The sequence below is a fragment of the Streptomyces sp. NPDC044571 genome, assembly GCF_040647115.1.
Classification (GTDB): Bacteria; Actinomycetota; Actinomycetes; order Streptomycetales; family Streptomycetaceae; genus Streptomyces.
Genome location: NZ_JBEZBN010000060.1, coordinates 1 through 14465, shown reverse-complemented (window position 1 = coordinate 14465; position 14465 = coordinate 1). Strand labels below are relative to the sequence as shown.

General features: G+C 75.7%; 12 protein-coding genes and 1 tRNA gene. 8 read left to right on the top strand and 5 right to left on the bottom strand.

The genetic code is table 11. The features are described from left to right. Nucleotides 1–45 precede the first annotated feature (45 nt). Entirely contained in the window at nucleotides 46–1791 is a 1746-nt protein-coding gene (gene treZ / locus AB0B01_RS25950) for a malto-oligosyltrehalose trehalohydrolase (RefSeq protein WP_361723678.1), read from the top strand. A 19-nt stretch (nucleotides 1792–1810) separates the two neighbouring features. Here treZ and AB0B01_RS25945 read toward each other — a convergent pair whose 3' ends face one another. Continuing rightward, on the bottom strand, nucleotides 1811–2953 hold the full coding sequence (locus tag AB0B01_RS25945) for an aminopeptidase P family protein (RefSeq protein ID WP_361723675.1): 1143 nt from the start codon (nucleotides 2951–2953) through the stop codon (nucleotides 1811–1813). 39 nt (nucleotides 2954–2992) lie between these two features. Next, on the bottom strand, nucleotides 2993–3850 hold the full coding sequence (locus AB0B01_RS25940; protein WP_361723672.1) for a LysR family transcriptional regulator: 858 nt from the start codon (nucleotides 3848–3850) through the stop codon (nucleotides 2993–2995). A gap of 145 nt (nucleotides 3851–3995) precedes the next feature. On the opposite strand from AB0B01_RS25940, the gene AB0B01_RS25935 reads away from it, so the two are divergent. Next, complete coding sequence (locus tag AB0B01_RS25935; protein WP_361723669.1) at nucleotides 3996–4793, top strand: hypothetical protein; 798 nt, start codon at nucleotides 3996–3998, stop codon at nucleotides 4791–4793. A gap of 75 nt (nucleotides 4794–4868) precedes the next feature. Further along, a tRNA-His gene (locus AB0B01_RS25930) sits at nucleotides 4869–4941 on the top strand. Between the two features lie 51 nt (nucleotides 4942–4992). Here the strand turns inward: AB0B01_RS25930 and AB0B01_RS25925 are convergent. The 3 genes from AB0B01_RS25925 to AB0B01_RS25915 all read right to left on the bottom strand — a co-directional run bounded on the left by AB0B01_RS25925 (nucleotide 4993) and on the right by AB0B01_RS25915 (nucleotide 8321). Next, entirely contained in the window at nucleotides 4993–5748 is a 756-nt protein-coding gene (locus tag AB0B01_RS25925; RefSeq protein ID WP_361723666.1) for an alpha/beta hydrolase, read from the bottom strand. Nucleotides 5749–5813: 65 nt separating this feature from the next. After that, nucleotides 5814–5978 (bottom strand): hypothetical protein, encoded by a 165-nt coding sequence (locus tag AB0B01_RS25920; RefSeq protein WP_361723663.1) that lies wholly within the window; start codon nucleotides 5976–5978, stop codon nucleotides 5814–5816. Between the two features lie 282 nt (nucleotides 5979–6260). After that, complete coding sequence (locus AB0B01_RS25915; protein WP_361723660.1) at nucleotides 6261–8321, bottom strand: phosphocholine-specific phospholipase C; 2061 nt, start codon at nucleotides 8319–8321, stop codon at nucleotides 6261–6263. Between the two features lie 412 nt (nucleotides 8322–8733). On the opposite strand from AB0B01_RS25915, the gene AB0B01_RS25910 reads away from it, so the two are divergent. From AB0B01_RS25910 to AB0B01_RS25890, 5 genes are all read left to right on the top strand, one after another. Then, nucleotides 8734–9756 (top strand): 3-oxoacyl-[acyl-carrier-protein] synthase III C-terminal domain-containing protein, encoded by a 1023-nt coding sequence (locus AB0B01_RS25910; protein ID WP_361723657.1) that lies wholly within the window; start codon nucleotides 8734–8736, stop codon nucleotides 9754–9756. Next, nucleotides 9753–10496: a glycosyltransferase family 2 protein gene (locus tag AB0B01_RS25905; RefSeq protein WP_361723654.1), complete on the top strand. Its 744-nt coding sequence runs from the start codon at nucleotides 9753–9755 to the stop codon at nucleotides 10494–10496. The genes AB0B01_RS25910 and AB0B01_RS25905 overlap by 4 nt, the downstream gene beginning before the upstream one ends. Then, entirely contained in the window at nucleotides 10496–12004 is a 1509-nt protein-coding gene (locus AB0B01_RS25900; RefSeq protein ID WP_361723653.1) for a class I adenylate-forming enzyme family protein, read from the top strand. Before AB0B01_RS25905 ends, AB0B01_RS25900 begins: the two co-directional genes overlap by 1 nt. Next, nucleotides 12001–13080 (top strand): cytochrome P450, encoded by a 1080-nt coding sequence (locus AB0B01_RS25895; RefSeq protein WP_361723651.1) that lies wholly within the window; start codon nucleotides 12001–12003, stop codon nucleotides 13078–13080. The genes AB0B01_RS25900 and AB0B01_RS25895 overlap by 4 nt, the downstream gene beginning before the upstream one ends. A gap of 371 nt (nucleotides 13081–13451) precedes the next feature. Continuing rightward, nucleotides 13452–14375, top strand: a complete 924-nt coding sequence (locus AB0B01_RS25890) for an NAD(P)-dependent oxidoreductase (RefSeq protein WP_361723648.1) — start codon at nucleotides 13452–13454, stop codon at nucleotides 14373–14375. The last annotated feature ends 90 nt before the right edge of the window (nucleotides 14376–14465 follow it).

Genomic DNA, 14465 nt, shown 5'->3' with positions numbered 1-14465 from the left:
GGCCAGGCACACGTTCCGGTACCGCCGAAGAGGAGGGGACCGCCCGTGCAGTTCGAGGTGTGGGCACCGCTGACAGACCGCGTCGCGCTGCGGCTCGGGGACGCCGCGTACGACATGGTGCGCGATCCGGACCGGCCGGGGTGGTGGACCGTCCAAGCCCCGGCCGCCGACGGGGACCGGTACGGGTTCCTGCTGGGCGACGATCCGGCCGTACGGCCCGACCCGCGGGGACGGCGGCTGCCCGACGGGCCCGACGGCCTCTCGGCGGTGGTGGACCTCGCGACGCCGGCCGCGGGCGCGCCGCCGCCCGGTATCCCGCTCCAGGACGCGGTCCTGTACGAGCTGCACGTCGGCACCTTCACCCCCGAGGGCACCTTCGACGCCGCCGCCGCCCGGCTCGGGCACCTCGCCACCCTCGGGATCACGCACGTGGAGCTGATGCCGGTGTGCCCCTTCCCCGGGCGGCACGGCTGGGGGTACGACGGGGTGGCGCCCTGGGCGGTGCACGAGCCGTACGGCGGCCCCGCCGGGCTGGCGCGCTTCGTCGGCGCCGCCCACGCGGCCGGGCTCGGCGTCGTGCTGGACGTGGTCCACAACCACCTGGGGCCCTCCGGCAACCACCTCCCGGCCTTCGGGCCGTACTTCACCGACACCCACCACACCCCGTGGGGCGCGGCCGTGAACCTGGACGCCGCCGGTTCCGACGAGGTCCGCGCCTACCTCGTCGGCAGCGCGCTCGCCTGGCTGCGCGACTACCGGATCGACGGTCTGCGGCTGGACGCGGTGCACGCCCTGGCCGACGAGCGGGCGCTGACCTTCCTGGAGGAGCTGGCCGCCGCCGTGGACGAGCTCGCCGCCGAGTCGGGCCGGCCGTTGTTCCTGATCGCCGAGTCCGATCGGTGCGATCCGCGCACCACGACCCCGCGCCCGGCCGGCGGCCTGGGGCTGCACGCCCAGTGGAACGACGACTTCCACCACGCCCTGCACTGTGCGCTGACCGGCGAATCCCAGGCGTACTACGCCGACTTCGCCCGGGCCCCGCTGGCCGCCCTGGCCAAGACCATGACACGGGTGTTCTTCCATGACGGGACCTGGTCCTCCTTCCGCGGCCGCACCCACGGCCGTCCCGTGGACCGGCGCCGCACGCCCGCGCACCGCTTCCTCGGCTACACCCAGACCCACGACCAGATCGGCAACCGGGCCCTCGGCGACCGGCTCACCGCCTCGCTCTCCCCCGGGCTCCTCGCGTGTGCGGCGGCGCTGGCGCTGACCGGGCCGTTCGTGCCGATGCTGTTCATGGGCGAGGAGTGGGGGGCCACCACGCCGTGGCAGTACTTCACCGACCACCCGGACCCGGAGCTCGCCGAGGCCGTACGGACCGGCCGGCGCCGCGAGTTCGCGGCGCACGGCTGGAAGGCGGAAGAGATCCCGGACCCGCAGGACCCCGCCACCCGCGACCGCTCCTGCCTGGACTGGGCCGAGCCGGAGCGCCTGCCGCACGACCGGCTGCTGTCCTGGTACCGGACCCTGATCGCCCTGCGCCGCAGCCACCCGGACCTGCGCGATCCGGACCTGGCGGCGGTGAAGGTCGCGTACGACGAGGAGCGCCGCTGGATCACCTTCCGGCGGGGCGACGTGCGGGTGGTGGTGAACCTGCTCCCCGAGCCGACGACCATCGCCCTGGGCCGCAACGGGGTCCGCGTGCTGGCCGCCTGGGAACCGGTGGCCCACCCGGACCGCGACGGCCGCCTCCACGTCCCGGCCGAATCGGCGGTCGTCCTCGGCCCGTAGGGCCTGTCCTTCGGCGCGGCTACTCCACGACGGCCAGTTCGCGCGGGGCCCCGTTGAAGCTGCGCGCGCCGGAGGCGGTGACCGTCACGATGTCCTCGATGCGCACGCCGAAGCGGCCGGGCAGGTAGATGCCCGGCTCCACGGAGAAGCACATCCCGGGGACCAGCGGCTGTTCCTCGCCCTCCACCATGTACGGCGGCTCGTGGGTGGTGACGCCGATGCCGTGGCCCGTGCGGTGGATGAAGCGGTCGCCGTAGCCGAACTCGGTGATCACCGCTCGGGCCGCCCGGTCCACCTCCTGGCAGGCGACGCCCGGGCGGACGACGGCGCGGGCGGCCCGCTGGGCCTCGCGGACGATGTCGTGGACGCGCTGCTCCTCGGCGCTCGGCTCCCCGACGTGCACGGTGCGGGAGATGTCGGAGCCGTAGCCGTGCCGCAGGCCGCCGAAGTCGAGGACCACCATGTCGCCGTGGCCGATGACCCGGTCGCCGGCCTCGTGGTGCGGGTTCGCGCCGTTGGGGCCGGAACCGACGACCGTGAAGTCGACCTGGGAGTGGCCGTGTTCGCGCAGCAGCGTGGCCAGGTCGGCGGCGACCTCCTGCTCCCGGCGCCCGGCGAAACGGACCCGGAGGATCTGCGCGTACGCGGCATCGGCCGCCGCGCCGGCCGCGGCGAGCCGCTCCAGCTCCCGCTCGTCCTTGACGGCGCGCAACATCGGCAGCGCGTCGGTGAGCGCGGCGTACGAGGCGCCCGGCACCTCCTTGCGGAGGCGGAGCAGATGGAGCGCCCAGGTGTTGTCGCTCACCCCGAAGCGGCCCTCGGCGCCGAGGAGCGGGGCGGTGATGCCGTACGGGTTCCTCCCGTCGGCCCAGGTGCGCAGGGTCAGGGCCGGTGCGCCCGGGGCCCGCTCCGCGTCGGGGGCCTCCAGGGCGGGCACCACCAGGACCGGGTCCTCTCCGGCGCGGAGCACGAGCAGGGTCAGCCGCTCGGTGTCGGCGGGCGGCCGGTAGCCGGTGAGGTGGGCCATGTCGGGCCCGGGTGCGATGAGCAGCCCGGCCAGTCCGGCGTCCGCGGCGCTCTGCGCGGCGGCGGCCATGCGGGCGGCGTGGTCGGCGGGGGTGAAGGGGGCCGGAACGGCTGCGAGGTCGACGTCGGGATCCATGGGGCGATCCTGCCGCCGCAGCGGGCCGGGCGCGAGTGGTCAGGCGCCGGCCCGGGACAGGGCGGTCAGGCGGGCGGCGAGGGCTGCGGCGGCGGGGGTCGGGGTCGTGGGCGTGAGCAGCTCCGTACGGTGCACCAGGCGCGGGGTGGACAGCGGTACGGCAACCCCGGCTCCGGCGCTCTCCGCCACCCGGCGGGGCAGCAGGGCCAGGCCGTGGCCGGCGGCCGCGAGGGCGCACAGGGCGTGCAGGTCCGTGCCCTCGTAGCGCAGGGAGGGCCCGGTGCGCACGGCGGCGGGTGCGATGCCGGCCTGCGGTGCGTCGAGCCAGCGGGCGTCGGCGAGGTCGTCGAGGCGCAGCGCGGACCGCCCGGCGAGGGGGTGCCCGGCCGGGAGCAGGAGGGCCAGTTCCTCCTCGCCGGCTCCCGTGACCGTCAGCGGCGCCACGTCGGGCAGCCGCAGCGGGTCGCTGGGCGCGGCGAGGCCGTCGACCAGGCCGAGGTCGCAGCCGCCGGCGGCCACGGCGGCGGGCACGTCGGCGGGCGGCAGCACCCGCAGGGTGACCCCGGTGGCCGGGAGCGCGGCGAGCAGCCGGGGGGCGAGGGCGAGCGGGGAGGCGGCGAGCACGACCTGCCCGGGCGGCGCGGCGGCGAGCCGCAGCACGTCGGCGCGGGCGGCGTCGAGCCGCAGCAGCAGCGGCCCGGCGTGCTCCAGCAGCCGCACCCCGGCGGGCGTCGGCTCCACGGGCCGCCGGGTGAGCAGCTCGGCCCGCAGGTCGCCTTCGAGGGCGGCGATGTGCTGGGAGACCGCGGACTGGGTGTAGCCGAGCTCGCGGGCGGCGCCGGAGAAGGAGGACAAGCGCACGACGGTGACGAAGGTGCGGAGCAGGTGCGGATCCATGCGCCCCAGCTTGCACCGGCCCTGCCTGCACCCCGCTGCCGGGCCGGGCCTGCGGCAACCCTGCAGCTGCCCATCAGATCTGCTGATGGAACATGCAGTAACAATCGTTGGTGCCGAACGGGGTGCGCGCCGCAGGATGATCCACATGACCAGCGCACAGACCGCACCGACCGCACCGACCTCTCCGGCGTCGCAGACCCCGCAGACCCCGCAGACGCACATCGCCCGGATCGCCCTCGTCGGCGACCGCTCCCCGCATGTGACTTCCCACACCCGGATCCCGCTCCTCCTCGACGCCCTCGCCGCACGGGAGGGTCTCGTCCTGGACGCGTACTGGATCCCCACCGGCGAGGCCGCCGCCGAGGCCGCGACCGGCTCCCTGGCCCGCTTCGACGCCGTCTGGGTGCTGCCCGGCAGCCCGTACGCCAGTGAGGCCGGGGTACTGGACGCGATCCGGGTGGCCCGGGAGGCGGGCATCCCCTTCCTCGGGACCTGCGGGGGCTTCCAGCACCTGCTGCTGGAGTACGCCCGTTCGGTGTGCGGGCTGCCCGGCGCCGCGCACGCCGAGAACGACCCCGGAGCCGTCGACCCGCTGATCGCCCCGCTCTCCTGCTCGCTCGTCGGGCACGAGGGCCTCGTACGGGCCGAGCCCGGCTCGCTCGCGGAGTCCGTGCTCGGCGCCGAACGGTCGATGGAGCGCTACCACTGCAACTACGGGCCGGCGCAGCAGCACCTGCCGGTGCTCACCGCCCACGGCCTGCGGGTGTCGGGGTACGACGAGGACGGCCAGGCCCGGATCGTGGAGCTGCCCGGACACCCCTTCTTCCTGGGCACGCTGTTCCAGCCGGAGCTGTCCGGGGACGGAACCCGGCCCCACCCCGTGGTGAAGGCGCTGGCGGCGGCCGCCGTGGCGCACGCGGCGGGGCGGCGCCCCGGGCGGTAAAGGCGTCGCGGGACCACCCGGCTGATCGGCTATGCTGTGCATGCACATCGAACGGGTGGTCCGCCGCCCTTCGTGGTGGGTGTAGCTCAGTTGGTAGAGCACCTGGTTGTGGTCCAGGTGGCCGCGGGTTCGAGTCCCGTCACTCACCCTGTAGTTCCCGTAGGGGTACGAGGTCTTCCTCGTACCCCTACGGGCCGTTTCAACCGCGGAGGAACCGCTCCACCTCCGTGACGAAGGCCACCGGGGTCTCGTGCGGCGGGTAGTGGCCGGCGCCGGGGAGGGGGTGGATCCGGCAGTCGGGGTACCAGACCTGCCAGGTGGCGCGCATCACATCGACGGTGAGCGCGAGGTCGTACTCCCCCACGAGCACCAGGACCGGGACGGTGCTGCCCTTCACGGCGGCGGACAGGTCGAGCGACTGCCAGCTGCCCAGGTAGGCGGCGAAGGCCTCCGGGCGGGAGACGTCGAGGGAGTGCGCCACCATGCGGTCCAGCCAGTGGCCGCTCGCGCGGTTGCCGGTGACGAGGTCGAGGATGATCCGCCGGTTGGCCGCGCTCCCGGCGGCTCCGCGGAAGAGGGCCTGGGTGTCGTCGTCCATCTCGTACGGAGCGGCCGGGACGGGGTTGATCCCGATCAGCTTCTCGACCCGCTCGGGGGCACGGACCAGGACCTGCTGGATGGCTTTGCCGCCCATGGAATGGCCCATGAGGGAGAAGGTTTCCCAGCCGAGTTCGTCGGCGAGTGCGAGGACGTCGTCGGCGATCTCGGGGAGGGTGTAGCGGCCGGGGACGTCCCTGCGGTCGCCGTAACCGCGGTAGTCGAGGAAGGCGTACGAGAACCCCTCGGGGTCGAAGTAGTCGAGCACGGAACCCCAGTTCGCGCTGGTTCCGAACCAGTCGTGCAGCACGATGACGCGCAGGGGGCCGGTGCCGGTCCTGCGGTGGGCGATGGCCATGCGTTCTCCCTCGGTGACGGGGCGTCGGAGCCGGACGCGGTAGGTTCTGCCCACCGCGCCTGCGGTCACACCGCCGGGAGGGGCCCGTCGCCCGGGCCGCGTCGGGCCACCGTGTACTCCGTGTCCCCGAAGGCGGCCACGACCCGCAGGCGGCCGCCGAGTGCCTCGACGTACGAGCGCAGGGTGGCCACCTCCGTGCGGTCCGTCTCGCCGTTCTCGATCGCCGACACCCGCGGGCGCAGACGCCCATCGTCTCGGCGACGTCTTCTGCGTGAGCGCCTGCTCCTGGCGGATCTCCGCCAGCCGGTACGCACGCACCTCGGCCATCAGCCGGTCCATCACAGCCCGCTTCTCCGCTACAGGGATGTTCACGTCGTACCATCCCTGCCAGTTTCCGGCCTTGTCCCCGGCGACGAGCAGCACCGCTCGGTGCTGCCCGGGAAGTTGACGCAAGCGTCAACCCCCCGGGCGCGGAAGCCGGGCACGTCACCCCACAGGGTGACGGCATGGCGTCATGCGGTCTTGAGGGCGGGGTCGGAGACGCCCGGGGCGCCGGTTTCCACGTGGCCGGCGAAGCGGCGCAGGAAGGTGGCGTCCGCGTCGGAGACGACCTTGACGTCGTACCAGCGGGCCGAGCCGGTCAGGTCGACCGTGTGGGTGACCGTGGCGCCGGCCGCGACCCGGAGGGTCTGGGACGCGCCGCCGTAGGCGTTGGTCACCGTGAGGTTCACCGCAGCCGAGCCCCCGTTCACCAACGTCAGCCGGAGGTTGCCGGTGGCCGCGTCGTGGCGGGCCGTGACCTCCGGGCCCGCCTTCTTCGCCGGACCCTTCCAGGTGCGCAGGAAGCCGTTGGGGCCCCACACCGTCAGGTTGATCTGGTTGCCGGTGGAGCTGCTCGTGCTCCAGGTGTCCGACAGGGTCTTGCCGGCCTCGACGGTGTAGGGCCACGGGCCGTCGGTGCGGTTGCCCGAGGTGCTGTGGAAGTGGGCGCCGAGGGAGGGGCCGGCGGCGAAGGTCAGGGTGAACTTGCCGGTGGAGACCGTGGCCTTGCCGTCCACGTACGGCTGGTAGCCCAGCGGGCGGGTCGGCTTCGCGCCGGCCTCCTGCTTCGGCAGGGCGCCCGTCGCCGGCGGGACCGGGTGGTAGGACGGGTGGGCGTTGTGGTCCGGCGGGATGTAGCCCGCCGTGGACGGCAGGGCCGCCGGGGTGGCGTCGGCGCGGCTGAAGTCGAAGGCCGAGGTGAGGTCACCGCAGACGGCGCGGCGCCACGGCGAGATGTTGGGCTCCTGCACCCCGAAGCGCTTCTCCATGAAGCGGATCACCGAGGTGTGGTCGAAGGTCTCGGAGCAGACGTAGCCGCCCTTGCTCCAGGGGGAGACCACGATCATCGGGACGCGCGGGCCCAGCCCGTAGGGGCCGGCCGCATAGCCGCCACCACCGGCGTACAGGTCCTTCGAGACGTCGGCCGTGGACAGGCCCCAGGCCGAGGAGGCCGGCGGGTACGGCGGCACCACGTGGTCGAAGAAGCCGTCGTTCTCGTCGTAGGTGATGAAGAACGCCGTCTTCGCCCACACCGCCGGGTTCGCGGTCAGCGCGTCCAGGACCTGCGAGATGTACCAGGCACCGAAGTTGACGGGCCAGTTCGGGTGCTCGCTGAAGGCCTCGGGGGCCGTGATCCAGGAGACCTGGGGCAGGGTGCCGTTCGCCACGTCCGCGCGCAGGCGGTCGAAGTACCCGTCGCCCGCCTTGGCGTTGGTGCCGGTGCGCGCCTTCTCGTAGAGGGCGCTGCCCGGCTGGGCGTTGCGGTAGCTGTTGAAATACAGGAGGGAGTTGTCGCCGTAGTTGCCGCGGAAGGCGTCGCTGATCCAGCCCCACGAGCCGGCCGCGTTCAGGCCGTCGCCGACGTCCTGGTAGACCTTCCAGGACACCCCGGCCGCCTCCAGGCGCTCGGGGTAGGTCTTCCAGCCGTAGCCGGCCTCCTGGTTGCCGAGGACCGGGCCGCCGCCGGTGCCGTCGTTGCCCGTGTGGCCGGTCCACATGTAGTAGCGGTTCGGGTCGGTCGCGCCGATGAACGAGCAGTGGTAGGCGTCGCAGACCGTGAAGGCGTCGGCGAGCGCGTAGTGGAACGGGATGTCGTTCCGCGTCATGTACGCCATGGTGGTCGCCGTCTTGGCCGGGACCCACTTGTCGTACTTGCCGTTGTTGTACGCCTGGTGGCCGCCGGCCCAGTCGTGGTTCAGCCCCTCGACGAACTGCATGCCCAGGTCGTTGACCTGCGGGTTGAAGGGGAGGATGTCCTTCGTCCCGTTGGACTGGTGGAAGACGGACTTCCCGTTGTCCTGGAGGACCGGGCGCGGGTCCCCGAAGCCCCGTACGCCCTTCATGGTGCCGAAGTACTGGTCGAAGGACCGGTTCTCCTGCATGAGGACCACGATGTGCTCGATGTCCTGGATGGTGCCGGTGGTGCCCTGGGCGGGGATGGCGGCCGCCCGTGCGATGCTCTCGTTCAGCATCGCGGCGGCGGCGCCGGCGCCGGCGATCTGCAGGAACCTGCGGCGATTGAGTTCAGCCATGGGTGACGACCTCTGCGGGTGAGGGGGGTGTCGAGGGGCGACCCAAGGACAGCGGTCCCGGGGTACCGGCCGGGGATCAGTTCGTGACGCTGCGCGGTACAGCTGGAGAACGCCGAGGACGTCCCGGGCCTCCCGGACGTCCGCGCATCAGCCGATTCGACCTCCCGGGCACGCTGTACGAAGGGGTGCGCGGAGCTGCTCTGGAGGAACGGTAGGGGAACCTGTGGCCGTGCAACAGGCCACGGCGGCCTCGCACTTGGCATGGTGCGGCCCGGCCGCCCGGGCCCGCAGACGCCCGGCCCGGCCGCGGGGTGCCCGGCTCCCGTACTCACGGCGGGTGGGGCTGCGGCGGGCCCGGATATGAGCATCCGTACTCAGGCCCGGTGGCGGGCCGCCCCGGCATCGTGAGCGCATGTTCATCCAGTCGAGTGATCCGCCGCGGCGCGCCGGGATAACCGCCGTCGGCAGCTTCCTGCCCGAAGAGGCCCGCTCCTCGGACGCCTTGCAGCGGGAGGTGGCCCGGCGCAGCGGTCTCGCTCTGCCGCCCAGGCTGCTGACGCAGGCCACCGGCATCCTGTCCCGGCGTGTCGCGGGGGAGGGCGTGTACGCGTCGACGCTCGCCGCCGGCGCCGGCCGCCGGGCGCTGGCCGCCGCCGGGCTCACCCCGCCGGACATCGACCTGTTGCTGTTCGCCTCGGCGTCGCGCGACATGGTCGAGCCCGCCACCGCGCACATCGTGCAGGCGGAGCTCGGGACCCGGGCGCACGCACTGGACGTCACCAACGCGTGCAACAGCTTCGTCAACGGCATCGACCTCGCCCGCGCCATGGTCCTGGCCGGGCGGGCCCGCAGGGCGCTGGTGGTCACCGGGGAGACCCCCAGCCGGGCGGTGCAGTACGAGCCCGCCGACTTCGCGGAGCTCCGCAGCGGCTTCGCCGGTTACACGTTCGGGGACGCGGGGGCCGCCGTGGTCGTGGAGGCCGTGGAGCGCGGCGGGATCCTGGACGTGGACAGCGAGACCCACTCCGAGCACTGGGAGGTCGGCGGCATCCCGGGCGGCGGCTCGCGCCACCCGCGCGGGGACGCGTACACCTACTTCCGCGGTGACGGGAACGAACTGCGCGGCGTCTTCGAGAAGGTGGGCACCGCCGTCATCGACCGGACGCTGCACCGGACGGGCATGGACTGGGCGGACTTCGCCAAGGTGCTGGTCCACCAGGTGACGGTGCCCTACCTGGAGCGCTTCGCCGAACTGACCGGCGTGCCGGCCGGGAAGCTGGTGGTGACCGTGCCCGAGCTCGGGAACGTGGCCAGTGCGAGCATCGGCGTGCAGCTGGACCGGGTGTACGGCGAGCTGTCACCGGGCGAGCGGGTGCTGTGCGTCGGGCTCGGCGGCGGGATCAGCATCATGACGATGGTCTGGGAGAAGTCGTGAACGCACCGCTGTGGGTGGTCGTGCCCGCCCACCAGGAGGAGGCCCGGCTGCCGGCCACCCTGGAGGCCCTCGCCGCCCAGCACGACCGGGACTTCACCCTGCTGGTGGTGGACAACGCCTCCGCCGACCGCACCGGAGCCATCGCCCGGGAGTTCGCGCGGACCGCACCGTTCCCGGTGGAGGTGATCGAGGAGCCGGAGAAGGGCGTCGGCTCGGCCGTGGACACCGGCTTCCGGTACGCGATCGACCGCGGCGCGACCCTGCTCGCGCGGACGGACGCCGACTGCCTGCCCCGCCCGGGCTGGGCGGGGGCGGCGCGGGCCGCCCTCACGGAGCGCCCCGGGCTGGTGTGCGGGCGGATCACCGCCCGACGCGACGAGCACGGGCCGCTGGGCCGGGCCGGCTTCGCCGTGCTGGTCCGGCTGGCCGCGCTGTTCGGGCGGCTGCGGCCCGAGCACGCCCGCCGCAACGGCTTCCGGGCGCCGTACCGGATGCACGCCGGGAACAACATGGCCATCACCGCCGAGCTCTACCTCGCCGTCGGCGGCATGCCGCGGCGCCCCTCGCCCACCGACCGGCTCTTCTTGAACGCCGTACGCCGCCACACCGACCGGATCACGCCGTGCCGCGCGATGGTCGTGGAGAACTCCACGCGCCGGCTGCGCGCCTACGGGCTCGCCGGCACCGCCCGCTGGTACCTCGACCAGGGCAGCGGAACCCAGGGAACGGACCCCCGCTGATGCTCGACCGACTCGACCACGCCCTGCGCGCCCGCCCCGAGCGGCCCGCCGTCCTCACCGCCACCCGCACCGGAGCCACCCGCGTGCGCGCCACCGGCGGCGAACTCACCGATCTGGCCGACGCCTTCGCCGCCGCACTGCACGCGCGGGGGCTGCGCGCCGGGGACACCGTGGGGGTGGCCGTCCGGCCCGGGCCGCGCGCGCTCGCCGTGCTGCTCGCCCTGTGGCGGCTCGGGCTGCGGGGCGCGGTGCTCGACCCCGGCGCGGGCCCCGACGTGCTGCGGGCCCGGCTTGCGCTGGCCCGACCCTCCCTCGTCCTCGCCGACGCCGCGGCCCAGGCGGTGGCCGGCTGGGCCCGGCCGCTGGCCCGGCGGGCCCGGCTCGCGCTGCCCGACCTGGCCTCCCTGGGCGGCCCGGTGGCCACCGTGGGGCCCCGGCTGCCGGGCTGCGCCCCCGCGCTGGACCTGGGCGCGCCGCGCTCCGGAGTCCCCGCCTTCGGGGACTCCGACGGGGACGCCGTGATCGTCTTCACCTCCGGGACCACCTCGCGGCCCCGGGCGGTGGTGCACACCCGGGCGAGCCTGGCCGCCGGGATGGAGTCGGTGTCCGCGCTGTTCGGCGGCGCGCAGGCCGCCGCGGGGGCGGACCGTCCGGTACTCGGCGGCACCTTCTTCGTGCTCGTCCCCTCGCTCGCCTGCGGGGCCTGCGTCGCGCTCCCGGCCCGGTCCCCGGCGGTCCTGGCGCGGCAGCTGCGCCGGCTGCGGCCGCGCGACACCTATCTGACCCCGCCGCAGCTGAGGGACGCGCTGCGGGCGGGGGCGCGCTTCGGCGGCCGGGTGTGGACGGGGTCGGCCCCGGCCAGTGCCGAACTGCTGGCCCGGGTACGGGGCGCGGGCGCCGACCAGGCGTGGGGGGTGTACGCACTGACCGAGCTGTTCCCGGCCGCCGCCGTCGAGGCGCGGGAGAAGGCCGCGTACGAGGGGCCCGGCGACCTGGTGGGGGCGCCGCTGCCCGGCGTGAGCGCCGCGCCCGACGGGGACGGACAGCTGCTGCTCGCCGGGCCCGCGGCCCGGCACCGCTACCTGGGCGAGGACCCGGACCCGTGGGTGCGTACGGGTGACCGGGCCCGGCTCGACGGCGCCGGCCGGATCGTCCTGGAGGGGCGGAGCAAGGACATGGTGCTGCGCCGGGCGGAGAACATCTACCCGGGCCTGTACGAGCCGGCTCTGCAGGTACCGGGCGTGGAGCTGGCGGTGCTGGTCGGCGTCCCGGCCGGGCCCGGCGCCGAGACCGCGGGCGACGAGCGGCTCGTCGCCCTCGTACAGCCGCGCCGGGGCGTCGCCGAGGACGCCCTGCGGGACGCGCTGGCGGGGCCGTTGGCCCGGATGGGCTCCGCGCGTCCCGACTCCGTGCTGTTCGGGCAGGTCCCGCTGTCCGGGCGCTCCCGCAAACCGGACCGGGCGGCGGCCTCGGTGATCGCGGCGGCCCGGCTGCGGGGGCGGCGGTGAGCGGCGGGCAGGCGCGGGCCCGGCGGCGGGACCGGCGGGTCTACCTGCGCAGCCACCCGCTGCTGTTCGCGCTGCTCGCCGCCACGCGCGGACGGCCGGTGCGGCGCCTCGGGCGGACGCTGCTGGTGCACGACGCCGCCGCCTACCGGGAGGCGCTGACCCGGCTGCCGCTCGACCGGACGGCGGCCGGGACCACGGGCGGCGCGGCGCGGGCGGCCCTCGCCGAGGGCGTGCTGTTCGACCAGGAGGGCAGCGCGCACCGGGCGGGCCGGCGCGGGCTCGCCGATGCGCTGGGTGCGGCCGGGGTGGAGGAACTGCGGGCGGTCTGGCGCCCGTTGCTGGTACGGGGGCTCGCGCCGCTCGGGCACGGCGGCGAGGTGGAGCTGGTGGAGCTCGCACGGGAGCTGGCCGGGTCGGTGGTGTGCGCCCTGCTGGGCTCCGACGCGGAGCCGGCGGCGGTCGCGCGGGCCGCCGCCGAGGCGGCGGCCGCGTCGGTCCGCAGCCACCTGCCGGGGCCGGCCCGGCCGGGTGCGCGGGCCGCGGCGGAGCGGACGGCGGGCGAACTGCGGAGCCTGCTCGGGGGCGGGAGCGACGCCCTGGCCGTGATGACGGCCGTCGCCGCCGTGAACACCACGGTCGCGGCGGTACCGAGGGCGGTGGCGTGGTGCGCCGATGCCGGTCTGTGGGAGCAGGCCACGGATCCGGAGCTGGCGCCCCGGCTGGTCGAGGAGCTGCTGCGGGTCACGGCGGCCTCGCCGGTGCTGCCGCGGGTGGCGGCCGCGGGCGGGTCGGTGGGCGGCTGCCCGGTGCGGGGCGGTGACCGGCTGCTGCTGGTGGCCCGGCATGCCGCGGGGGCGCACCGGCGGGATCCGGACGCGCTGGACCCGGCGGACGCACGCCACCTGGTGTTCGGTGCGGGCCCGCACACGTGCCCGGGGGCCCGGCTGGCGCGGGTCCAGCTGGCCGATGTGCTGGCAGCGCTGGCCCCGTACCGGCCGGTGGTCACCCGGGCCCGGGTGGACCGGCGGGCAGCGCTGCCGGGGTGGCGGACCCTGACCCTGCGGGGCACCCGGTGACCGGGAACCTGCCGTCGCCACCCGGCTCCGCCGTGGCCGCGCCGACCGCAGCGGAGCCGGGTGCCGCCGGGTCGGGCCGCCGCTGCGCGGAGCCACTCCCCGCCCCGCCCTTCCACCGTTCCCCGGAGCTCTGCCCCGGACCCCGTACGGGTGCGGCCCCCACCACCACGGAGCCGGCTGCGGCCGCCCGCGGGGCGCGCTGCCGCTGCGCAGGCCGGTCCGGACCCCTTGCGTCGCGTGCGGTCGAGGCCGCAGGCGGAGCGGGGTCGGCCGCGGCCGGGAGGCTGGAGGCGGGCCGGGCCGGGTCCGGTGTGGGTGCGGATCCGGCCGTGGTGGGGGCGGGTGCGGTCAGGGCTTTCGGGGGGCCGGCCGTGAGCGGCGGGCTCCGGCCGTGGGCCGGGGTGACGGTCGGGGTGAGCGGGGCCGGCGGGTTCTGCGGGGGGCATGTGGCGCGGGCCGCCTCGGCGCTCGGGGCGCGGGTGGTGGCACTGGGGCGTCGGCCCGGCACCGTCGGGGAGTTCCGGTACTGGGATGCGGCCCGCGCGGAGCCGGACCTCGCGGGTGTCGACCTCGTCGTGCACTGCGCGGCCGCGGTCGGCGACCCCGCGCCCGGATCCCCGGCGGAGGCGCAGATGTACGCGGTCAACGTCGACGGCACGCGGCGGCTGCTGCGGGCCGCGGGCGGCCGGCCCGTGGTGTGGGTGAGCAGCGCCAGCGTCTACGACCCGCGCCCCGACCGGTCGCTGGTCCGCGAGGACCACCCGCGCTCCGGCCAGCTGAACGCGTACGGCCGTTCCAAGGCGGCCGGCGAGGCCCTCGCCCTGGCCGCCGGGGCGGTGGTGCTGCGGCCGCGCGCCGTCTACGGGCCGGGCGACACCACGCTGCTGCCGCGGCTGCTGTCGCGGGTCCGGGCCGGGACGCTGCTGCTGCCGGGGCCGGATGTGCTGCTCAGCCTCACCGCGGTGGAGAACCTGGCCGACGCCGCCCTCGCGGCGGCGGACTGGACGGCGGGCGCGTACAACGTGGCCGACGCCGAGCCGTACGCGCGGGACGCCGCCGTACGCCGGGTGCTGCGCGCGCACGGCGTCCCGGCCCGGATCCGGCACCTCCCGCTCGGGGTGGCCCGTACGGCCGCCCGCGTGGCGGAAGCCTGCGCGCGGGGCGGCGCCGAACCGGCCCTGAGCCGCTACGCGGTGGACCAGCTGGCCCATCCGGTGGTGCTGGACCTGAGCCGGGCCCGCGGCCAGGGGTGGAGCCCGGGCCGCACCCTGGACGACTACCTGGCGCGCCTGTAGCCGTGCGCTGTTCCGTGCCGGCCGGGCCGGGCGCCGAGCGCACCCCGCCGGTACGTACGCCGCGCGTCCGCGATCCACTGCCCGAGCGGG

Bases quoted from the DNA above. Each gene is read 5' to 3' on its own strand.
- AB0B01_RS25945 (WP_361723675.1), bottom strand. From the start codon at position 2,953: ATGGATCCCGACGTCGACCTCGCAGCCGTTCCGGCCCCCTTCACCCCC.
- AB0B01_RS25940 (WP_361723672.1), bottom strand. From the start codon at position 3,850: ATGGATCCGCACCTGCTCCGCACCTTCGTCACCGTCGTGCGCTTGTCC.
- AB0B01_RS25935 (WP_361723669.1), top strand. From the start codon at position 3,996: ATGACCAGCGCACAGACCGCACCGACCGCACCGACCTCTCCGGCGTCG.
- AB0B01_RS25925 (WP_361723666.1), bottom strand. From the start codon at position 5,748: ATGGCCATCGCCCACCGCAGGACCGGCACCGGCCCCCTGCGCGTCATC.
- AB0B01_RS25915 (WP_361723660.1), bottom strand. From the start codon at position 8,321: ATGGCTGAACTCAATCGCCGCAGGTTCCTGCAGATCGCCGGCGCCGGC.
- AB0B01_RS25910 (WP_361723657.1), top strand. From the start codon at position 8,734: ATGTTCATCCAGTCGAGTGATCCGCCGCGGCGCGCCGGGATAACCGCC.
- AB0B01_RS25900 (WP_361723653.1), top strand. From the start codon at position 10,496: ATGCTCGACCGACTCGACCACGCCCTGCGCGCCCGCCCCGAGCGGCCC.